Origin of the sequence: Pseudanabaena biceps PCC 7429 (assembly GCF_000332215.1) — a bacterium.
Classification (GTDB): Bacteria; Cyanobacteriota; Cyanobacteriia; order Pseudanabaenales; family Pseudanabaenaceae; genus Pseudanabaena; species Pseudanabaena biceps.
Genome location: NZ_ALWB01000040.1, coordinates 1 through 21,938, shown reverse-complemented (window position 1 = coordinate 21,938; position 21,938 = coordinate 1). Strand labels below are relative to the sequence as shown.

The following is a 21,938-nucleotide window of genomic DNA, read 5'->3' as shown; positions in this document are numbered from 1 at the left end:
GGTTGCCGCGCGGAGCGCGGCAACCCTCTTTCTGGGCTTATGCCTGATATAGTTGACAGCAGCCATAGCATGAAATTGACGGATAGTAGAAGCAATTTCTCTGAAGTAACTAATTAAGAGCATAATTTAATCCAAATTAAGATGATAATATTCGTAAAACTGTTACAGGTAAGACGATGAGCGCACCAGCACCAACTGCAACCAAGATCGGACTTAACACCTCTCTGCCCAGTATTCGCCGCATTCACGGCATTATTCGCGATAAAAACGAAGTTGAAATCAAACTACTCACGGGAGATCAACTGCGGGGCAGAATTGTATGGATTGATGACCAATGCCTCTGTATGGATGCATCTGGGCATAAAATTGTGATCTGGCAACATGCGATCGCTTTCATTAAGAGTTAACTAATTTTTTCAACTAATTTTTTCAACTAATTTTTAAGCCATAGGGTAATTATGGGTGGCGCAGAGTGTTGCTCATAATTACCCTGTCTAGATGACACTGGTGTATTGTCTGGGGCTCAAGAATGGTTTCACTGAAGTGAGCCCACACTTCAGTGAATTGGTATAAAACGTTTATGGAGGAAATATGGTTTCATCACCTTACGTAACGAGGTCACCGCTTGTGATTAAGTGGGAGAAGTTATCCGATGATGTCCAGTTAGAGGAGGAACCTGTGGAAAACGAAGGACAACCACTTTTGGCTGGGGCTTTGAGAGAGAGCTTGGAACTGGCGGATTGGATTCAACCTGAGATGCTCATTGCATCTAACTTAGGGTTATGTGCCACTGTCAACGATACATTATCGATCACTGCACCAGATTGGCTATACGTTAGCTCCGTCAAAAAATTAGAATCAACGGGCGATCGCCGCAGCTATACCCCCATTCTCGAAGGCTCAATTCCCAACTTAGTGATGGAGTTTCTATCTCGCCATGATGGGACTGAATATTCCGTAAAGCGGACATTGCCATTTGGTAAATGGTTTTTTTACGAGCAGATTTTGCATGTGCCCATATACGCTATTTTCGAGATGGTGACGGGTAGGCTAGAGGTCTATCACTTGGATAGCGATCGCTATGAATTAGCGCAGCCTAATGCGGAGGGGCATTTCTGGATTGAATCCATGAAATTGTATCTAGGTGTATGGCAGGGTAAAAAAGAAGGAAGGGATGGCTATTGGCTCCGTTGGTGGGATGAGCTTGGCAATATGCTGCCTTGGGCGATCGAACTTATCGAAAGGGAACGACAAGGATCTGATGCATCTGTTCTAAGTAGTTCGACATAATTAAAAACCAAAACCAGAGAGCATACCGCCCGCTGCGCGGGCGGTATGCTCCTCTAGGTTTTAAGTTTACTTATGCCTAGCTACTTATTGCCAACTTACAATGCCAACTTACGAAGAGATTGTCATGAACTAGTGTTTATGAAAGCGGTATATGAAAGCGGAATTTTATTACAGTCAGCGCAAATACGAATGCAGTGTGGTTTCACTGTCCCAAGATAATTCTCTAGATTGCCCAAGTCGAGTAGAAACAAAAGAATTACGTATCCGTAACCATGAGGGCGAAGTTCTAGCGGTTCAGCAAGGACAAAAAACGGCTTTACGTGGTAAAAGTCGGGTGACTTCTAAAGTCGTTGATATTTTAAAGAATGATTATTACAACCTAATTAAAGCTGCGGTCAATGCGCTGGATTTAGCGGAAAAGCATCGACTGATTGTTGATAAAGACGAACAAATTCGCCTGCTTAATGCGGAAATTGCTATTTTTAGGGAAAGATCAAATCTCTCAGATTCCGAAAGAGCGGAAATAGTTCAATTAAGAGATCAAATTAGCGTCTTATCTGATCGTCAAAATACTTCTCCTTTTACCTATAATCAGATAGAAACAGAGAATAAGCTCTTAAAAAGATTGGGTAACAATGCTTGGCAAAATCTTGAGATGTCGAGTAAAAAAGATCTTCTAAATGCCTATAAGCACAAATATCTAGTGGAAGCGGATATTTTTACTGAAAACTTTTCCGACTATAAGCCTTCCTGTTTATATATAGCCAATGTGGTCGAGCGAGAAATCGTGCAGGTTTTCTTTAAGAATTTTTACCATTTCCTATGCCGCCAAAACCCAAGCCAAAAGGAATTTACGATCGCAGGAGTAAATCTCAGACATAGAGGAAAATATACCATTGGCAGCTTGCCCTATCTAATTGCGGAGGAATGGGATACTTTTAGCGATGAAATTTTAAATAGAGAGAGTTTAGCAAGTGAGGATCGCGATCGCCTTTACTATCGCAAATTCTGCGATCGCAAAATATCAACTAGCGATCGCCAATTAGTCAATCGATTTTTAGCCCAATGGGAGCATCCAGTTTCTCAATGGTTATCGGGAAGTAAAAAAGCAGCTAGTAAAATCGATCAAGTTGCAAAGTTGAGGAATCTAACGGCTCACCCAATGCCCATATATAAATGGCAGTTTACTGAATTGTGGTTGTTAGTCATTGGGGGTAAAACGAAGAGTGGTCGCAGTCAAAGGGGAATGCTCAAGGAAATCCATGAAAAGGTTAATGGAAACCATTGAAAATCATCTATAGAAATAGCTGGAAATAGCTTGCGTTAGGACAAAATTAAGCCGCAAGAAGAGAAGGGCGGCGCAAAGCGCCGCCCTTCTCTTCTTGTAAGTAGCTGGGCATAATTAAAACCCAAAAAGATGTAGCGCACGCTGCGCGTGCGCTACATCTTTTTGGGTTTGATATTTAATTGCGCCCAGCTACTTATACCAATTCCCAAAATGGCAACGCCATTTTGGGAATCTCAAAACCTTACTGGATTTGGTGTTTAATTCACAAAAGTGTTGTCACACTTTCGTGAATTGGTATTAGTTATAAATTAATAGTTAAATTAATACTTAACTTTTAGCTAATAATTCTAATAGTCAAAAATAATAAAATATTCAGTAAGACATTTACCTATTTATGGATAAATTTTTTAATCCTTCTCAAGCTTCTAGCCTCTGGCAGCTATGGGAACAGGGGGCAAACAACCACCCCGATGCGATCGCCCTCCATGATCCCCATGCCAAGCCTCCCGTGAGAATTTCCTATAGGGATGCTTTTGAACAGATTAATGCCTTTGGGGCGGGCTTGCGAGCGCTAGGAGTAAATTTTGGCGATAAAGTGGCTCTCATTGCTGACAATTCCCCCAGATGGTTAATTGCCGATCAGGGGATTTTAGCGATTGGGGCGGCAAATGCCACCCGCAGCTCTCAAGCCGAGCGGAGTGAACTGCTATACATTATCGAGCATAGTGATAGTGTGGCGATCGTCGTCGAAAATCTTGCCACCCTTAAAAAACTGGAACCAGAACTGCATACCTTGCCCGTTCGGCAGATTATCCTCCTCTCTGACGAAACACCTCCAGAAGGAGCTTATAACTTTCAGCAGATCATTACGAAAGGATTGGGGCTCGATCTGGGCAATCCTCCCATTCAGCGCGATACCCTCGCCACATTGATCTATACATCAGGTACGACAGCGCGACCGAAAGGGGTAATGCTCACCCATGGCAATTTCTTATTTGAGATCGAAGGGGCGCAAGCAGTATTGAAACTGAAGGTAAGCGAAAAAGTGCTGAGCATTTTACCCACTTGGCATTCCTACGAACGTACTTTTGAGTATTTCATTTTTTCCCAAGGCTGTACGCAGATTTACACCAATCTCCGCACGATTAAAAAAGATTTACGCGAACATAAACCTGATTACATGGTTGCCGTGCCGAGACTATGGGAATCAATCTATGAAGGGGTACAAAAACAATTTCGTGAGCAGCCTAACAGCAAGCAGCGTTTGGTAGATTTCTTCTTAAAGGCGAGTCAGAAATATATCACTGCCAAACGGGTCATCCAAGGCTTAAATGTCGCGAATCTCTCCCCTTCTCTAGGCGACAAGTTAAAGGCTTCGGTGATAGTTTTAAGTCTCTGGGCAGTTCATAAACTCGGTCACAAATTGGTATACCAAAAAGTCCGCGAAGCCACGGGAGGCAATTTCAAGTACATCGTCAGTGGTGGTGGCTCGATCGCCGAACATCTTGAAGATTTCTATGAGATTGTCGGTATTGAAATCTTGGGAGGGTATGGTTTAACTGAAACCTCACCGATTACCCATGTACGTCGCCCTAACCGTAATATTCGAGGTGGGGATGGACAGCCTTTAATCAAAACCGAAACGCGCATTGTTGATATCTCCTCAAGAGCCGATCTACCCGTCGGTCAACAAGGATTGGTATTAATTCGTGGACCTCAAGTCATGCAGGGATATTACAAAAATCCTGAAGCTACTGCCAAGGCGATCGATCCGCAGGGTTGGTTTGATACGGGGGATTTGGGCTATGTCAGTCCTTGGAATGACCTCATAATTACAGGTCGGGCGAAAGATACGATTGTTTTAAGTAATGGCGAAAATATCGAACCGCAACCGATTGAAGATGCTTGTATTCGCAGTAACTATATCGATCAGGTCGTGTTAGTGGGGCAAGACCAAAAACAGCTAGGGCTATTGATCGTTCCCAATCTCTCGGCATTGGAAGCCGCAGGGCTAATTGCTCCTGATTCTAATTTGGCGGATATTTTACCAGCCTTAAACGATCCCAAGATCCGCAGTCTATACCGCGAAGAAATCAATCGCGAGGTGCAAAACCGCCCAGGATATAGCGTTAACGATCGCATTGGTGTCTTTGAATTCTTGCCCGAACCCTTTACAATCGATAATGGCTTCCTTACGCAAACATTCAAGATCCGACGTAACATCGTATTTGAGCGTTATCAAGATATTATTGTCAAAATGTTTACTGCGTGATCTGCGAAAGTCTTCGCCTCTCAAAGATCTCGTAAACCCTTAACAAATTGGAGATAAGTGTGAATTCGATTGATTTTTCTAATCAGCTTTTGTTACGTCGCACTGCGAACATTCAAGTGATTGTGACGCAACGCTGGAAAGAGGAAATGCAGCAACAACTGCAACAACAAATTGCTCAGATTGATGCCCAAGTCCAACAAGTCGATGCTCAAGGCTCTCGTCAGATTAACGAAATCGAACGTCAAAGCATCAAGCCCTTTTCTGCCGAAGTAGCCAATGCGATCGAAAGCATTCGCGCAGAAATGAATCGGGTTAAGGCAGAATTACTCGAACAAAAAAATCAATTGCTTACGCAGTTGACCCAAGTACAAAATCTAGAATTAGAGCAAGAAGTTTCCCAAGGGCAACTGGATAGTTATTTCCCCGCTAGCAAAGGCGATAACTTGATCGCTCAGATGCGAGTTGAGATCGTTTTACGTGACGGCATCATCGAAGATATCCGCACGGGTTTCCCTGCTCTCTAAATCTTAAGCTCATCGTCCCTAGGGCGATGAGCTTAAAGTATCCGCCCACTTAGCCCCCAAAGGTATGAACGTTCTACTGGTTTACCCACTGTTTCCAAAAACATTTTGGTCCTATGAAAAAATCCTAGAGCTAGTAAATCGTAAAGTATTACTACCGCCTCTAGGTTTGATTACTGTTGCCGCGATCCTGCCTCAAGAATGGAACTTTAAATTAGTCGATCGCAACGTGCGCTCAATTACTGAAGCTGAATGGCAATGGGCGGATATGGTCATTCTCTCGGCGATGATCGTACAGAAAGACGATCTGTTGTCCTTGATTAAAGAAGCAAAACGTCGCGGCAAAAAAGTTGCCTGTGGTGGTCCTTACCCCACCTCCATGCCCGAAGATCCCCAATCGGCAGGCGTAGATTATCTGATTTTGGATGAGGGTGAAATCACCTTGCCCATGTTTGTCGAGGCGATCGCTAAGGGGGAAACCAGTGGTATCTTCCGTACCAGTGAAAAGCCTGATGTTACCAGTACGCCTGTCCCTCGCTTTGATCTGTTAGATTTTGACGCTTACGACTCGATGTCGGTGCAGTTCTCCCGTGGTTGCCCCTTCCAATGTGAATTTTGCGACATTATCGTACTTTACGGTCGTAAACCCCGCACCAAAACCCCCGCGCAGTTATTAGCCGAATTGGATTATCTCTATAGTCTGGGCTGGCGAAGGGGCGTATTTATGGTGGATGACAACTTCATCGGTAATAAGCGTAATGTGCGCTTACTCCTGTTAGAACTGAAGGAATGGCAAAAAGAGCATGGCTATCCTTTTCGATTTAATACCGAAGCTTCCATCGATCTAGCCGCCGATCAAGAACTCATGGATCTGATGGTGGAATGCTATTTTGATGCGGTGTTCCTCGGTATTGAGACTCCCGATGAAGATAGCTTGCAGATGACCAAGAAGTTTCAAAATACGCGGTCATCCTTGCTCGATTCAGTGGAAGCGATTACCAAGACAGGGATTCGCGTCATGGCAGGTTTTATTATCGGCTTTGATGGGGAAAAACAAGGAGCAGGCGATCGCATTGTCAGATTTGCTGAGCTGACGGGCATTCCGACGACCACCTTCGCTATGTTACAGGCTCTACCCCACACGGCGCTCTGGCATCGGCTCGAAAAAGAAGGACGTTTGCGAACCCAGAATGGGAACTTGAACCAAACCACTTTGATGAATTTCGTGCCCACGCGCCCTGTTGAGGAAATTGCCCGTGAATATGTAGAAGCCTTCTGTGCTTTGTACGAACCCCATGCCTATCTCGATCGCGTTTACAGCTACTTCTTAAAACTCGGCGCGCCAAAAGTGCAGGTAGAAGCAAAACTGCCTACACTTACTGATCTCAAGGCTCTAGCGATAATAGTTTGGCGGCAGGGGCTCAAGCGCAATACCCGTTGGAAGTTTTGGCATCACCTGTTCAGCATGATTAAGAAAAATCCTGCGGTTTGGGAACATTACCTGATTGTTTGCGCCCACAATGAACATTTCATGGAGTACCGCGACATCGTGCGCCGCGAAATTGAAGCGCAATTAACGGCATACTGGGAAGAAGAAGAACGCTTGAAACTTCTTAATCCTGTTCCAGAGAGAGAACTAGATCTAGCCAGCTAGTTATAATTCCAAAGAACAAAATGGTGTAGCCATTTTGTTCTTTGCCTAGAAAATTATAGAGGATGGTAATTTTTGCCATCCTCTATAATATTTCTAAGCAAAAATTTGACTTTCAATCAAAGTATCAATATATAACTCCAAAATGGATAATAAGCAATTATTTATAGATGGATACTTAAATAGAATTTCAGAGCAGTTTAACGTCAATAAAGATACGGCGTTTGAAATTTTTGCGATCGCGGCAATTATAGAACGTCCCTTTCAAGAAGTATATGATGATATCCAAATCAGACAAAAGATAGGAGACGAAGATAATCTCAAAGGTAAAGATGGGGGGATAGATGGTGCTGTTTTTGTAGAGCAAGGTGGCTATTACACATTAATGGTATTTCAGTGTAAAAATAGTCGCAGTCTCAAGCCAAATCAACTTGATAAATTTCGTCATGATGTAGACGATTTATTTAGGTATGGAATTGTTAAGCCTCACACAGAATTACTGCAACCCAAAATCAATGAGTATCAGCAATTATCTAGAGATGGCTTCATCATTGAAATCAAGTATTATTTTGTATATTCAGGCTCTAATGACGATCCTAATTATGCTGCAAATATTCAAAATTATCGCGCTTACCATCAGCCAAATGAATATGAAATTTGGGATTCTGGGGCAATTTATGAAAAAATTAGTCAGCTAATTAAAGCTCAGGCTAAACGTAAGGATATTAAGTTTATCTTTAATCCTCAAACCTCAAATATCATCACTTCCGATAGACAAGGACAAGGCTTGTATACATACTCTGTTGGCAATGTTCGCGCCGCCAATTTTCGGATTGAGGCTAATGAACTATGTAGATTGGTGGAACAAGAATTAGCTGCTAATAATACCTATGAGTTTCTTTTTTCTGATAACATTAGGTCTTTTTTGGGATTCAAAGTTAGACCTAACCAAAGAATGAAAGAAACCTTAACAAATCCAGATTCAGCAATCTATTTCCCTTTACTTAATAATGGCATCACAATCATTTGTGAAAGAATGGAAATTCCATCTACTTTACAAAGTGGGAAATATATTTTACCTGCACATAACCCTATCATCGTCAATGGTCTACAAACAACCCGTGTTATCTATGAGGTTTTTAAAGAAATAAAACGTAAAGGTGTTGATGGACTACAAAATGTTTTTGTTAATGTCCGATTATATGAAACAAGTAATACAGAAATACTTGAAAAAATTACAGATGCTACCAATACCCAAACCCCTATTTCTTATAAAGATAAAGTAAGTAATAAAGACTTTAATCTATATGCAAAAGAAGTATTTGCTAATCATGGAATTGCTTACATTACTAAACGTGGTGAAGTCTTTTCTAATAATCTTAGTAAGCAGTTAAAATCTACGATTGAAAGTGATACACTTTTGAGATTTTGGTATGCAACTTTTTATGAGCAACCAGAAACAGCCAAGAATAGTGTTTATGAAGTTATGGAAGCTATTTTTGATGCTACAAATAATGACAGCCATCCATTACATAAATTATTTAGTGGAGAGAAAGATTCACCAATATATTCTCAATTAATCTATTCTTACAAGATCTATCGCTACGTTCAAAGTAAAAAAGAGTCTCAGCAAGCACTAAAAGAATATATTAGTCATGCCACTGAGTTACTTGCTTATGGTATTTATAAGCATTTAGAAAATGATTTGACCAGCATTAATAATGTAGATAAGTTAGAGGAATCATATCAGGTTGCACTTGACATTATTGATCAGATTATCAAAGAGCAGATAGATTTATATACTCAGCGAGAAAAATCATTTTCTTACAGTGGCTATTTCCGTAAAGCTAAGTGTAGATTTGAGTACAATATCAAAGCTACTATTATTGATGATGACTCGATTATCGAAAAGCTTCTTAAAATCTAAAAATCAGAATTTGCAAAAGATTTAATTTAAGGATTTATTCTTAAATATAAAAGCGGCATATTGCAACACCCTTTATAATATATACAGTTCAAAATCAATTAAAAATAAGCCCCAACTATAAATAATGCGTGTTTTACTCGTCTATCCGTTATTTCCAAAAAGCTTTTGGTCATTTGAGAAAACACTTGAATTAGTTGGATTTAAAGCTCAACTTCCTCCCCTTGGGATGGTTACAGTTGCCGCAATCTTGCCGCAATCTTGGGAATTTAAACTCGTCGATCGCAATGTGCGCGATATCACCGAAGCTGAATGGGAATGGGCGGAAGTGGTGATTCTCTCCGCGATGATCGTTCAGAAAAATGACTTTCTCCTACAAATTCAGGAAGCGAAAAAACGCGGTAAATTAGTCGCTGTGGGCGGTCCTTACCCTACGGCTTTGCCTGAAGAAGCGAAGGTCTCAGGGGCAGACTTCTTAATTCTTGATGAGGGTGAAATCACTTTGCCGATGTTTGTGGAGGCAATTGAAAGAGGCGATCGCAAGGGGCTTTTGCGCTCTAATGGCGAAAAACCTGCGGTTACCGATACACCTATCCCTCGTTTTGATCTCCTAGAGATGAATCGCTATGCAGAGATGTCGGTACAGTTTTCCCGTGGATGTCCCTTCCAATGCGAATTTTGTGACATTATTGTTCTCTATGGTCGGAAGCCACGTACTAAAACTCCTGCTCAGATTTTAGCGGAACTGCAATATCTCTACGATCTCGGTTGGCGACGGAGTATTTTCATGGTCGATGATAACTTCATTGGCAACAAACGCAATGTGAAGGTGATGCTGCAAGAGCTAAAGCCTTGGATGAAAGAGCGTAATTTCCCATTCTCCTTTGCTACGGAAGCCTCGATCGATCTTGCCCAAGATCCCGAAATGATGCAGATGATGGTGGAATGTAACTTTGGTTCAGTGTTCCTCGGCATTGAAACCCCAGACACTGATAGTCTTGCTCTTACTAAGAAGTTCCAAAACAACCGCGATCCTCTCTCAGAATCAGTGATTAATATCGCCAGAGCAGGGATTCGCGTCATGGCAGGATTTATCATTGGCTTCGATGGTGAGAAGAAAGGGGCAGGCGATCGCATTGTCCAGTTTGTGGAGCTTACTGCCGTTCCTACTGCGCTATTTAGTATGCTACAAGCCTTGCCCGATACTGGGCTGTGGCATCGTCTGAATAAAGAAGGACGGATGATTACCCAGAATAGCAATGGGCATCAAACTACGTTGATGAACTTTATGCCCACTCGTCCATTGGAAGACATTGCGACGGAATATGTTCATGCGTTCTGGACTCTTTACGATCCCCTCGTCTTTCTCAATCGCACCTATCGCCATTTCTTGATTTTGGGTGAATCGCAGTACAAGCGAATTAAACGGGAGAAAACCGATCAGAAAAGGAAAACGGATTGGACGGCAATCAAAGCCTTACTCATTCTCTGCTGGCGACAAGGTTTCGTTCGCAAAACCCGTTTTCAGTTCTGGATTAACCTCTTTGACTTGATGAAGCGTTATCCTAACGTGGTCACCAGCTACCTATCCGTTTGCGCTCAAGGCGAGCATTTCCTCGAATATCGCTCGATTGTTCGCGATCAGATTGAAGCACAATTAGCGGATTATCTAGCTAATCCTCCTGTACTTCAGCCCAAGGTTCAGTCTGTGGAGAAAACGCTGGATTTGCAAGAAGTGAAGTAGCGATTAGCGATTAGCGATCGCAATGTAAGCAAAAGTGCCGCTTTGCGGCACTTTTGCTTTAGAAACCATTTAAGAATTGGATAGATCCCCCCCAGCCCCCCTTGAAAAGGGGGGAGAATTAAATTCTTCCCCCTTTTTAAGGGGGATTGAGGGGGTATCTCTTAGAGTTTTTGGTCGCAGAAAGTAATTCTTAAATGGTTTCTTATACCAAAGCTCAAAATGGCGTAGCCATTTTGAGCTTTAAAAACCCTTACTGGGTTTGGTTTTTAATTCACAAATTTAATTCACAAATTTAATTCACGAAAGTGTGACAACACTTTTTTGAATTGGTATTAAGTAGCTAGGCATAATTAAAAAACAAAACCAGAGAGCATACCGCCCGCGTAGCGGGCGGTATGCTCTTCTAGGTTTTAAGTTTACTTATGCCTGCTACTTATTCAAAAATCTGGGCTAGGGGACAGGAAAAATCTGGTAATAATGGTGAAGTAAGAGTATCGCTAATAAATAAAGTCATAGCGAGTTTAAGAACTCCATTTTCGCGGCGATAGATTTGGAGTTTCTTTTCTCGCCAATCAGCGATCCAATATTCTAAAACTCCCTGTGATGAATAGAGCTTTAACTTAACTTCGCGATCGCGCCTTTCATTCTCTGTTCCTGCTGATAGGATCTCGATCGCAATATCAGGCGCACCCAGTAAATGCCCAGCATCATCAATTAAAGCTTCATATTTCTCTTTGCTGACCCATACTACATCAGGGATCACATCATCCTTATCACCAAAGATTACACCTGCTCCAATTGCTGCGTATCCTAATTTTGTCTGATCTGACCATACTTTTAATTTGGCGTAGAAGTTGCCGCAAGTTGTTTGATGTTTCCAATGGGGCGCTCTCGTCACGTAAAGTTCTCCATTAATAATTTCATAACGGTTGCCGTTTTCGGGTAACAGTTCAAGGTCGGCGCTTGTCCAGAGCAGTTTGTCTTCTGGGGCATTGGCTGAGAGATGGGGAGGTGCGATCGCTGGAGTCATGATGGTTTCCTAAGCTGAGCGATATGGTGATTATAGCAATCAGAGCATGGTAAAACCTAGAAGCTTGTGCCGTCCGCTATGTGGGCAGCACAAGCTATCTGATTAGAAATTGTTAGCTTATAATTTTTATATAAATCCTTAGCCAAGAGTTAACTATGGTAGCCATCACCGAAGAGCGATCGCTGTCTAGCAATACCCCAGAAATCATCTATCCCAGTTCGGACGGAGAACCATTAGCCGAAACTCAACAGCACGCTTCCGCAATTCTCAATACCTTCGGATTATTGCGTCTATATTTACAAAATCAGCCAGCAGTCGTCTTTGCCGATCAGTTTCTCTACTACATTGAAGGCAATCCCAGAGCCAGAGTTACCCCTGATGTGATGGTAGTTTTTGACATCACTAAGAAACTCTATGACAATTACAAGATCTGGGAATGGAAGCAAAACCCAGCCATTATCATCGAAGTGACATCGGTAGGAACTAAGGATACTGATTTTAACTTCAAGAAGATGCTCTATGAGCAACTAGGGATCACGGAATATTGGTTATTCGATCCCTATGGTGAATGGATTACTGAACAATTGCGTGGTTATCGCCTCAATGCCGCAGAGATATATGAGCCAATTACTGACCATTGCAGTCAGGTATTGCAACTGAGGTTAGAGGCTGATGAATATCTCATTAGTTTTTATCGCCTTGATAATGGCGAAAAGTTGCGAACTTTAGAGGAGTTAGATACTGCCCTTCAAGAAGCGGAGCAGAGAGCTAATCGCCTTGCGGAAAAATTACGTCAATTAGGGGTAGATCTAGACGAATAGTAAATTTGATCGTAGTTTCCATGTATCGCCATGCGCGAGATGGGCAAACCAGCTTAATATAGTGAGATAGGCGACTGGTGCTGAAATTTTACCTATAAAGACAGCTTGTCTAAGAAGTCGTATTCTCCTTTTGCCAATGCGAAGATTGTTGCTGCGAACGCGAATATGGGTGGGGAAAATACGAAAGCCGAGAAAGTTAGCGCCTTGCTTGGTAGTAAATATTTGGCTTTTGATAGGGTGGATTTTGAGGCGGAGTGAGGCTAGATATTTTTCGATAGTATGGCGTACTTGGTAAAGCTCTGAGCGACTATTGCTAAAAAAGGCAAAGTCATCAACGTAGCGAATATATTTTTTGATTTTTAACTGTTCTTTGACAAAATGATCGAAATTGTTGAGATAGACATTGGCAAAAAATTGACTGGTGAGGTTGCCTATGGGTAGCCCTCGGTGGCGAGTGATGGGATTGAGGAGATCATCACCCGTAAAGTAATCAAATACGGGGATTTGGTCGTTGCTATTATCGATAATTAGGTCAATTAACCATAGGGTTTGCGGACATTTAAGTTTTTGACGCAGGATATTTTTCAGAATTTGGCGATCGATGCTGGGGAAATATTTCTGGATATCACATTGGAAGACATATTCACTAGATCGGACAAAATGAGTAAAGCGTCTGATGGCTCTGTGTGTACCATAGCCAATGCGATTAGAATAGGAATCAGGAATAAAGCTAGATTCTATCAGAGGGGCAATGATATTGCAGAGTGCATGATGAACGACTCTGTCTCGATAGGGCGCTGCTGATATTAATCTTGACTTGGGTTCGTGAATTTGAAAGGTGCGATAGCTCTGAGGTTGATAGGTTTGATGGAGGAGTTCAGTTTGAAGTTGAAGAAGTTCGGATTCTAAATGAAAATTAAAGACAAGAACATTTTCGCGGTATCGTTTGCCTTTTTGGGCTTTTCTAGCGGCGAGGAGTAGGTTCTCAAAGTTGATGATTTGCGAGTAGAGGTTTCCGTGTCGCTTCATGAGTGTTTGTTAATTGCTTGAGCCACCCACCTAGTTCACAGCCGATTTCGGTTATGAGTTTGTTGACATGTTCATAGCGTTCTGTAGATAGTTGTGCAAAGTCAAATAATAAGCGAGTTTGGTAACGGAGGATGTCTAAGGAAATATTGAGAGATTCGATTTTGGCTCGTTTTTGTTGGGAATATTTGGCTTCAATTAACCCCTCGAGGATGCTATAGAGGTTATCAATAGTTCGATCGCCTAATTGATATTTATGTTGTTTAGGAAGACGATTGAGAATGGGAATATACCATTTGATGAGGTCGTAGGTTTTTTGGATGATTGAGAGTTCGGGCATTGGGGATGTTAAAGTTTGGTGAATCAGCTAGGGTTTCGGTATACCTACTAAACTAACTGACTCGGTTTTATATTTGGAAACAGTTGCCTGCGTCACTGGAAAGGAGTCTGGACTCTCTGTATACGCTTGATGCAATCACTTACATTAATTCTGATGATAGAGAGTACTCACGAAGAAGAAACGAGAAGAACCCGAAAACCAATGTTGTTGTTCTGATTAAGCGCGTTGTTCCTGTTGCGATTGGCAGCACGACAGTTCCTCGCATTGTTGTTCCAAGAACCGCCGCGCAGCAGGTTGTAACTCAATCCCAAGCTATGTGCCACAATTTCTAAGAATTGTAAACAAGGATAGTTGTTGGTAGTATAAGCGGTAATGGTCTATTAAAAAAATTTGATCGCCAAAGGCGAAATAGGGAATACAGAGGGCAAGAGGGAAAAAGAGCAAAGGGTAAACGAAGTCCTCACGAAGAAGAAACGAGAAGAACCCGAAAACCAAAGTCGTTGACCTGAAGAAGCGCGAAGTTCCTGTCGCGAACGGCAGCACGACAGCCCCCCGCAACGCTGCCCCAAGAACCGCCGCGCAGCAGGCGAGAACGATTATCATTATTGTCTATATTGAGATCGCCCCATGCTAGATTTCCCTGTTTCTTGAGATTTTCTGGTTTATCAGCATAGCTACCGTGCCACTCGTCTAAACACCATTCCCAGACATTGCCGCTCATGTCATAAATATCAAGCTCATTCGCCTTTTTCTGCCCCACGGGATGGGTTACGCTGCCGCTATTGTCGTTGTACCAAGCCACCTCACCTAGATTATTGCTACCTGCATAGGTAAAGCCCTTGCTTTGATTCGCACCTCTTGCCGCATATTCCCATTCCGCCTCAGTGGGCAGTCTTACCTCCCGTCCCGTTTGCTGCGATAGCTTCACACAAAAAGCCCTTGCCTCATGCCAAGACACCCCGACAACAGGCTGCAAATCCCCTTGAAACTTTTTGTCGCAATTTGCTGAGCCTTTGGTTTTCATCAATGCTTGCCATTGGGCATTAGTAACAGTATATTTACCGATGAGAAATTCCTTTAGCTGCACCTCATGAATGGGTTTCTCAGAGTCGTATTCATTGCTCCCCATTTTAAACTTACCTGCGCTAACTCTCACTAGCTCTAGGGTGATGCCATTACCAAGGTCAAGAATTAACGGATTGGGTTCTGGCGATTTACTTACATTGCGCGTCCCAGTCTCAACAGCAACAGGACTAGGCGTTACTTGTGGTGATGTGCCAAGATAACGCTCCACCGCCAAACCTTCAATTTCGGTAATCGCCTCATAATCTGTCCCATCCACCGCCAAAATCTGCATCCACAAACGCCTCGCCAGATCGAGCTTTCTATCGCGATGCGCCTTAAAAGCGTCCTTCTTGAGAGGTTCTAGATCGAACTTATCCGCATATTTTGGCATCAAAATCAAATGTCCTTTTTCTTGCGGATCTAGCATCATGCGCGGCGTTTGCCTAGTCTTAGCCAACTCAGGAACGCGATGCTTGAGATAAGTATTCAACTTTGCTGCTGTCGCACAACGTCCTTGTACGCCCAAACCCTCCACCAAAGCATAGGTAAACGCCCCATGCTTTAAGTTATCCACCTCATAGGAATATTCTGTCGGACTGCAAGCCGAGATACTAATCACATCGGCAATTTTTGCTTCTCGCTCAGTTTCTCGTCCAATACCCTCTCCCGATCGCGTCGCCACATTTCGCCGTACCTGATTGCGACAGGCATCTAGCGCCAGAATCACATTTCCCGCCCCACTCCCGCGCAAATTTTGGATCACTTGATTAACCGCAATCCCTGTATTCGCAATATTGTCAGGGTCGCCATCACTCGGCATCAGATAATCGATCCCATCCTCTAAAATGCCATGCCCAGCAAAAAAGAACCAAAAATTATCACTATCGTGCAGAGGTTTGTTCGCAAGTCCATTAAATACCCTTAGCAAATTATTACGAAAAGGCTTAGTCGTCCTACCATCAAGATCTGGCGAATCATCGGAGAAATAGAAAATGCGATCAAACTTTGCCTCATTTTTTAAGAAATCACAAATATACAGCGCATCATTTTTCGCATACTTCAAAGGATGCAAAAACTCATATTGATTTACCCCGATCGCGATCGCCCAATTCGCCACCAGACTTACACTCCCTTCTCGCGCTTAAACTTGAGCTTGATCGCACTCTTGCCGCTAGCCTTAGCACCACTACCGATTAAACGGATTTCTCCCTCAGCCCCAATTTCCACCGATAGCTCGATCTCATCCAAAGACATACCCGATGTCTTTTTTGCCTCCTTCTCCGCACTACTAAAAACCCGCCCCACCATCTGCAAAAATCCCGACATCTTTGCTTCGAGTTCTGCAACACTCAAGGTCTTTTCATGCTTAACCGAATTTTGGTTTGGCTGATCCTCACTAAACCAACCCCTTGTATTACCCACCGAAGTTTCCGCAGATTGAGGTTCTTGCTCGTATGGTTCAACTGCGATCGTAATCATCCCGTAACTAGCATCTTCAGACATAGATTTTGTAAAACTCTAGCCATTTACTCATACGTTTTTCATCACAATTATAGTACTTCCCAATAAGTTTAAAAGACTTTGTAATCACGACAGATCTAAGAAAATCCCAGAGATCTTGCTAGAATGAATCCCTAGAGTCACTTTGTTAGCTTAGGGTATAGATCAAATGACCAGCCTGTTTCTGGAACGTCTTCACAGCAGCGATCGCCCCGTCATTGTCTTTGATGGTGCGATGGGTACAAACTTGCAAGTCCAAAACCTCACCGCCGAAGACTTTGGCGGCGCGGAGTATGAGGGTTGCAATGAGTATCTGGTGATGACGAAACCTGAAGCAGTGGCGACAGTGCATCGCGACTTTTTGGCAGCGGGAGCCGATGTGATCGAGACGGATACCTTTGGCGGTACGTCGATCGTCTTGAATGAATATAATTTGGGGCATTTAGCCTACGAACTCAGCAAAAAAGCAACAGAGTTAGCCAAGTCCGTAGCTGCCGAATTTTCCACCCCTGAAAAACCCCGTTTTGTGGCAGGCTCAATCGGTCCAACGACCAAGTTACCGACTCTGCTCCATATCGATTTCGATACGATGAAGCAATCATTTATCGAGCAGATAGAAGGACTGTACGACGGTGGCGCAGACCTATTATTAATTGAAACCTGTCAGGATGTCCTGCAAATTAAGGTTGCCCTCAATGCGATCGCCGAATTTTTTGATAAAAAAACCGCTGAAGGCAAGCCCCGTATTCCTGTCATGGTTTCGGTAACGATGGAAACCACAGGTACAATGCTCGTCGGCTCCGACATTTCCGCAGTTGTGACCATTCTCGAACCCTATCCCATCGACATCTTAGGGCTGAACTGCGCGACGGGACCCGACCTGATGAAGGAGCATATGCAGTATTTGAGCGCCCATTCGCCCTTTGTGGTATCCTGTGTGCCCAATGCAGGTCTGCCTGAAAATGTGGGTGGACAAGCTTTTTATCGACTCACTCCCGATGATCTCAAAGGACATCTAGCGCATTTTGTCGAAGATTTAGGCGTACAGATTATCGGTGGTTGCTGCGGCACAAGACCAGCCCACATCAAGGCTTTAGCCGATGCTGCCAAGACTCTCAAACCGAAAAAACGCGAACCTCTAGTCGTGCCTTCCGCTGCTTCCATTTATAGTTCCCAGCCCTATATTCAAGACAATTCTTTCCTGATTGTTGGTGAAAGATTAAATGCTAGCGGCTCTAAGAAGACTCGTGATTTGCTCAATGCTGAGGATTGGGATGGGCTAGTGGCGATCGCGCGATCGCAAGTCAAGGAAGGCGCACATGTTCTCGATGTAAACGTGGACTATGTGGGACGGGATGGCGTGCGGGATATGTATGAACTGGTATCGCGCCTCGTCACTAACGTGACTTTGCCGCTCATGCTCGATTCCACCGAATGGGAAAAGATGGAAGCAGGGTTAAAAGTTGCGGGTGGTAAATGCATTCTCAACTCCACTAACTACGAAGATGGAGAGGAACGCTTCTGCAAAGTCGTAAGTCTTGCCAAGCAATACGGCGCGGGAATTGTCATCGGTACGATCGATGAAGAAGGCATGGCAAGAACTGCCGACAAAAAATTTGCGATCGCTTCCCGCGCTTACAAACAGGCAACGGAAGAATTAGGAATGCCCGCCAGTGAGATCTTCTTTGATACGCTTGCCTTGCCGATTTCGACAGGGATCGAAGAGGATCGCCAGAATGCTGCTGCCACGATTGAATCAATTCGCCGCATCAAGGAAGCGATGCCCGAAACCCATATCTTGCTTGGGGTCTCCAATGTTTCCTTTGGTTTAAATCCTGCTTCTCGGATTGTTCTGAACTCGGTATTTTTGCATGAAGCGATGAAAGTCGGTATGGATTCATCGATTGTTCATGCTAGTAAGATCGTGCCACTTAACCGCATTCCTGAAAGAGAACTAGAAGTAGCCCGTCAACTCATCTTCGATCAGCGTCAGTTTGATGGTGATATCTGCACCTACGATCCCCTTGGCGAATATACGAAGCTATTTGAAGGGGTGTCGGCAAAGCGCGTTAAAGTTGTTGATGACAATCTCACAATTGAGGAGAAGCTCAAAAATCATATTATTGATGGCGATCGCATTGGTTTAGATGATGCGCTCACCGAAGCACTCAAAACTTACGAGCCACTCATCATCATTAATCAATTTCTCCTTGATGGTATGAAAGTTGTGGGTGAACTCTTCGGTTCGGGACAGATGCAGCTTCCTTTTGTGCTGCAATCCGCCGAAACCATGAAATCCGCCGTTGCTTTCCTAGAGAAGTTCATGGAAAAGGAAGAGGGCGCAAATAAAGGTGTGTTCTTAATTGCCACGGTTAAGGGCGATGTCCATGATATTGGCAAAAACCTCGTCGATATTATTCTCTCCAATAATGGCTACAAAGTCGTCAATATCGGCATCAAGCAATCGGTAGAGAATATCATTCAAGCCTATGAAGAATGCAAAGCGGATTGCATTGCCATGAGTGGCTTGCTGGTCAAATCCACAGCATTCATGAAGGATAACTTGCAGGAATTTAACAATCGTGGCATCACTGTCCCCGTTATTCTCGGCGGCGCAGCGCTCACGCCCAAATTTGTCTATAACGACTGTCAGAATGTCTATAACGGCAAGGTGATCTATGGTAAAGATGCCTTCTCTGACCTCAACTTCATGGATAAATATATGCCCGCCAAGGCTGAGGGCAAATGGGAAGATGGCAAAGGCTTCTTGGATGAAAATCTCGCCCTTGATGAGGTAGCGGATACTGCTGAAAGTACAACGACTGCGGCTGAGGACAAGGCGAAGAAAGAGGCGGCGCTTGCCGAACGCTATTTAGATATTGTGCGATCTGATGCGATCGATACCAATATTCCCCGTCCCACTTCTCCCTTCTGGGGAACGAAGATTCTCCAAGGTGCAGATATTCCTATTGAGGAACTATTTTGGAATCTCGATTTGCAAGCGCTTTTTGCAGGTCAATGGCAATTCCGTAAGCCCCAAGGTCAATCTCGCGAGGAATACGACCAATTCTTGCTGGAAACCGTCTATCCAATTCTGCATACATGGAAGGAACGGATCATTAATGAGAAACTATTAGCACCAACCTCAGTCTATGGCTATTTCCCCGTCCTAGCGGAAGGAAATACGGTCTATGTTTACAATCCTCAAGATATCGACAACATCAAAAATGCCGAGCCAATCCATTCCTTTGTGTTCCCTCGCCAAAAGTCTCAGCGTCGTCTCTGTATTGCCGATTTCTTCTCTCCTAAGGAATCAGGAATCATTGATGTCTTGCCCTTGCAAGCGGTCACCGTCGGTCATATTGCGACTGAATTTGCTCAAGGTCTATTCAAGGCGAATCAATATACCGATTACCTCTATTTTCATGGTCTAGCGGTGCAGATGGCGGAAGCAGTGGCGGAATGGACACATACACGAATTCGCCATGAACTCGGCTTTGGTGGCGAAGATCCTGATAATATCCGCGATATTCTCGCCCAGCGCTATCACGGATCTCGCTATAGCTTCGGCTATCCCGCCTGTCCGAATATGCAGGATCAGTACAAGCTTCTCGATCTGCTCGATGCCAAGCTTGTTGGTTTAGAAATGGATGAGAGCGAACAAATCTATCCAGAACAGTCAACCACTGCGTTGATTGTACATCACCCTATTGCTAAGTATTTCAGCGCTTAAAGGTGATCCTAGAGAAACTTTCTTTAAATCTGTGATGGGACTAGAACGATCTCTAGACAGAGTTTCTATCAATAAAAAGAATATGATCGCCTCATTTGCAAGTATCTTATTTCTTTTTTATTGATACCCATAATTTATCTGATGTTAACTATTCCTTGTATTTTGTTGGCAATTCTAACCTTGAAAACTGCAAAAAAGAAATACTGTTATGGATAATGAAGAATTTTTAGAGCAATATGAATCTGGTCGTAGAGATTTTAGTGGATTATATTTAGAAGGGATCATGCTAGGCAATGTTAGTCTTAAAAAGATAGACCTAAGTGAATCTGTTTTGGCTGCTGCTCAGATATCTAGAACTAGTTTTGTTGGATCTAATTTAAGTTATGGATAATGAAGAATTTTTAGAGCAATATGAATCTGGTCGTAGAGATTTTAGTGGATTATATTTAGAAGGGATCATGCTAGGCAATGTTAGTCTTAAAAAGATAGACCTAAGTGAATCTGTTTTGGCTGCTGCTCAGATATCTAGAACTAGTTTTGTTGGATCTAATTTAAGTAAAGTTAACTTTGAAGATGTCCAAATGGAAAAAGTATTGTTCGAGAATTGCAATTTAAGGGAGGTAAATCTACTCAAGGCTAGTCTTACTGGGAGCATCTCACTAATGCAATGAGTATTTCTACTTATAGATGACATATGAGAAAATGAATAAAAAATGAGGTTAAAAAAAGATGACACCCGAAGAAAGCAAAGTTCTGAAAGAACATCTAAAAGCTGCGGCGGCAATTCTATTGAATAATACCCCAAAAGAAGAGCTAAAAAGCTTTAACAGCATAGAATTAGCAGTCAGAGACCACTTGCTCAAAGAAGTAGCACCAGAGATCGGAAATTTTTTTAAGCAGCAGCAGCAAAACAAGAACAGGAAGAAGCAGAAAGATCCAGACCAGTCTAGGAACATGGCAAATTAGAGTCAAACAAGTTGCACAATTAGGTTTGAAAAAACGCAGTCGATTGAGTCCGCAGCTAGAAGCAAATTGTCTATTGCTGAGTGCCAACGTTTCTTACGAAAATGCGGCTCGGGACTTGCACAAGCTAACGGGAATATACGTTGACCACAGTACCCAGCAGAGGCTAGTCCACCGTCAAGAATTTGCAGAATTAGAAGTAGGGGAAACGATTACAGAACTTAGTATTGATGGTGGTAAGGCAAGATTACGCACAGAGAAAGGACAAGCCAGTGAATGGCGTGACTACAAGGCTGTAACTCTCAACAAACAAACTTGTGCAGCGTTCTTCCAAGAGAATGACAAACTGCTAGCTTCAGTAAATGCACAGCTTTTGGCTGACCCAGTTACTTGTTTAGGAGATGGACATCCGGGAGTGTGGAATTTAATGGCAGATATTGCTACTACATCGCAACGACGTGAAATTCTTGATTGGTATCATCTCAAGGAAAATCTGCATAAGGTTGGTGGTTCTAACAAACGGTTGCAGGATGTTGAAACTAGCCTCTGGCGGGGTAATATCGACTCAGCCATTGCTGCCTTTGCCGATTGGGACAATCCTCAAGTTACGAACTTTATAGCCCACATTCCGCTCGTAATGGAAGGGTAAAATAATTACCAAAAAGCAAAAAAAGGAGGTAGGTATTAATACAGAGATAAAAGTATCGAACCTAGATCATCTAGGGATCGTGGCAGGAATCATTGATGAGATGGGAATCGAGAAAGAAATA

General features: G+C 43.1%; 20 protein-coding genes. 14 read left to right on the top strand and 6 right to left on the bottom strand.

Translation table 11 applies throughout. The features are described 5' to 3' along the window. Positions 1-176 precede the first annotated feature (176 nt). The 8 genes from PSE7429_RS06845 to PSE7429_RS06810 all read left to right on the top strand — a co-directional run bounded on the left by PSE7429_RS06845 (position 177) and on the right by PSE7429_RS06810 (position 10,690). Positions 177-407 (top strand): Hfq-related RNA-binding protein, encoded by a 231-nt coding sequence (locus tag PSE7429_RS06845; RefSeq protein ID WP_009626374.1) that lies wholly within the window; start codon positions 177-179, stop codon positions 405-407. Positions 408-591: 184 nt separating this feature from the next. Then, entirely contained in the window at positions 592-1,290 is a 699-nt protein-coding gene (locus tag PSE7429_RS06840) for a Uma2 family endonuclease (protein ID WP_009626373.1), read from the top strand. 151 nt (positions 1,291-1,441) lie between these two features. Next, on the top strand, positions 1,442-2,578 hold the full coding sequence (locus PSE7429_RS06835; RefSeq protein WP_009626372.1) for a hypothetical protein: 1,137 nt from the start codon (positions 1,442-1,444) through the stop codon (positions 2,576-2,578). 394 nt (positions 2,579-2,972) lie between these two features. Next, positions 2,973-4,850 (top strand): AMP-dependent synthetase/ligase, encoded by a 1,878-nt coding sequence (locus PSE7429_RS06830; protein WP_009626371.1) that lies wholly within the window; start codon positions 2,973-2,975, stop codon positions 4,848-4,850. Between the two features lie 59 nt (positions 4,851-4,909). Then, positions 4,910-5,374: a YlqD family protein gene (locus PSE7429_RS06825; RefSeq protein WP_009626370.1), complete on the top strand. Its 465-nt coding sequence runs from the start codon at positions 4,910-4,912 to the stop codon at positions 5,372-5,374. Between the two features lie 64 nt (positions 5,375-5,438). Next, positions 5,439-7,025: a B12-binding domain-containing radical SAM protein gene (locus tag PSE7429_RS06820; RefSeq protein ID WP_009626369.1), complete on the top strand. Its 1,587-nt coding sequence runs from the start codon at positions 5,439-5,441 to the stop codon at positions 7,023-7,025. 142 nt (positions 7,026-7,167) lie between these two features. Then, positions 7,168-8,949 (top strand): AIPR family protein, encoded by a 1,782-nt coding sequence (locus PSE7429_RS06815; protein ID WP_009626367.1) that lies wholly within the window; start codon positions 7,168-7,170, stop codon positions 8,947-8,949. A gap of 124 nt (positions 8,950-9,073) precedes the next feature. Continuing rightward, positions 9,074-10,690: a B12-binding domain-containing radical SAM protein gene (locus PSE7429_RS06810; RefSeq protein ID WP_009626366.1), complete on the top strand. Its 1,617-nt coding sequence runs from the start codon at positions 9,074-9,076 to the stop codon at positions 10,688-10,690. A 433-nt stretch (positions 10,691-11,123) separates the two neighbouring features. Here PSE7429_RS06810 and PSE7429_RS06805 read toward each other — a convergent pair whose 3' ends face one another. Next, positions 11,124-11,720, bottom strand: coding sequence for a Uma2 family endonuclease (locus tag PSE7429_RS06805; RefSeq protein ID WP_009626365.1), 597 nt, complete (start codon positions 11,718-11,720; stop codon positions 11,124-11,126). Between the two features lie 155 nt (positions 11,721-11,875). On the opposite strand from PSE7429_RS06805, the gene PSE7429_RS06800 reads away from it, so the two are divergent. Beyond that, positions 11,876-12,541, top strand: coding sequence for a Uma2 family endonuclease (locus PSE7429_RS06800; RefSeq protein ID WP_009626364.1), 666 nt, complete (start codon positions 11,876-11,878; stop codon positions 12,539-12,541). On the opposite strand, the gene PSE7429_RS06795 is transcribed toward PSE7429_RS06800, so the two are convergent. The 5 genes from PSE7429_RS06795 to PSE7429_RS06780 form a co-directional block, all read right to left on the bottom strand. Continuing rightward, positions 12,530-13,570, bottom strand: a complete 1,041-nt coding sequence (locus tag PSE7429_RS06795; protein WP_009626363.1) for an RNA-directed DNA polymerase — start codon at positions 13,568-13,570, stop codon at positions 12,530-12,532. The two genes, PSE7429_RS06800 and PSE7429_RS06795, sit on opposite strands and share 12 nt — an antisense overlap. Further along, positions 13,527-13,907 (bottom strand): diversity-generating retroelement protein Avd, encoded by a 381-nt coding sequence (gene avd / locus PSE7429_RS06790; RefSeq protein WP_009626362.1) that lies wholly within the window; start codon positions 13,905-13,907, stop codon positions 13,527-13,529. Before avd ends, PSE7429_RS06795 begins: the two co-directional genes overlap by 44 nt. 167 nt (positions 13,908-14,074) lie before the next feature. Then, the gene (locus tag PSE7429_RS27900; RefSeq protein ID WP_144052488.1) at positions 14,075-14,230 is read right to left on the bottom strand and encodes an SUMF1/EgtB/PvdO family nonheme iron enzyme; all 156 of its coding nucleotides are present in this window, start codon (positions 14,228-14,230) and stop codon (positions 14,075-14,077) included. A gap of 137 nt (positions 14,231-14,367) precedes the next feature. Continuing rightward, on the bottom strand, positions 14,368-16,089 hold the full coding sequence (locus tag PSE7429_RS06785; protein WP_009626361.1) for an SUMF1/EgtB/PvdO family nonheme iron enzyme: 1,722 nt from the start codon (positions 16,087-16,089) through the stop codon (positions 14,368-14,370). Between the two features lie 5 nt (positions 16,090-16,094). Beyond that, complete coding sequence (locus tag PSE7429_RS06780; protein ID WP_009626360.1) at positions 16,095-16,475, bottom strand: Pepco domain-containing protein; 381 nt, start codon at positions 16,473-16,475, stop codon at positions 16,095-16,097. Positions 16,476-16,641: 166 nt separating this feature from the next. On the opposite strand from PSE7429_RS06780, the gene metH reads away from it, so the two are divergent. The 5 genes from metH (at position 16,642) to PSE7429_RS06755 (ending at position 21,817) form a co-directional block, all read left to right on the top strand. Next, positions 16,642-20,205: a methionine synthase gene (metH, locus tag PSE7429_RS06775; RefSeq protein WP_009626359.1), complete on the top strand. Its 3,564-nt coding sequence runs from the start codon at positions 16,642-16,644 to the stop codon at positions 20,203-20,205. Positions 20,206-20,413: 208 nt separating this feature from the next. After that, positions 20,414-20,596: a pentapeptide repeat-containing protein gene (locus PSE7429_RS06770; protein ID WP_009626358.1), complete on the top strand. Its 183-nt coding sequence runs from the start codon at positions 20,414-20,416 to the stop codon at positions 20,594-20,596. Continuing rightward, the gene (locus PSE7429_RS06765; RefSeq protein ID WP_009626357.1) at positions 20,589-20,876 is read left to right on the top strand and encodes a pentapeptide repeat-containing protein; all 288 of its coding nucleotides are present in this window, start codon (positions 20,589-20,591) and stop codon (positions 20,874-20,876) included. Before PSE7429_RS06770 ends, PSE7429_RS06765 begins: the two co-directional genes overlap by 8 nt. Before the next feature lie 58 nt (positions 20,877-20,934). After that, positions 20,935-21,171, top strand: coding sequence for a hypothetical protein (locus PSE7429_RS27090; protein WP_009626356.1), 237 nt, complete (start codon positions 20,935-20,937; stop codon positions 21,169-21,171). 25 nt (positions 21,172-21,196) lie between these two features. Beyond that, positions 21,197-21,817, top strand: coding sequence for a hypothetical protein (locus PSE7429_RS06755; RefSeq protein ID WP_009626355.1), 621 nt, complete (start codon positions 21,197-21,199; stop codon positions 21,815-21,817). Positions 21,818-21,938: the final 121 nt, after the last annotated feature.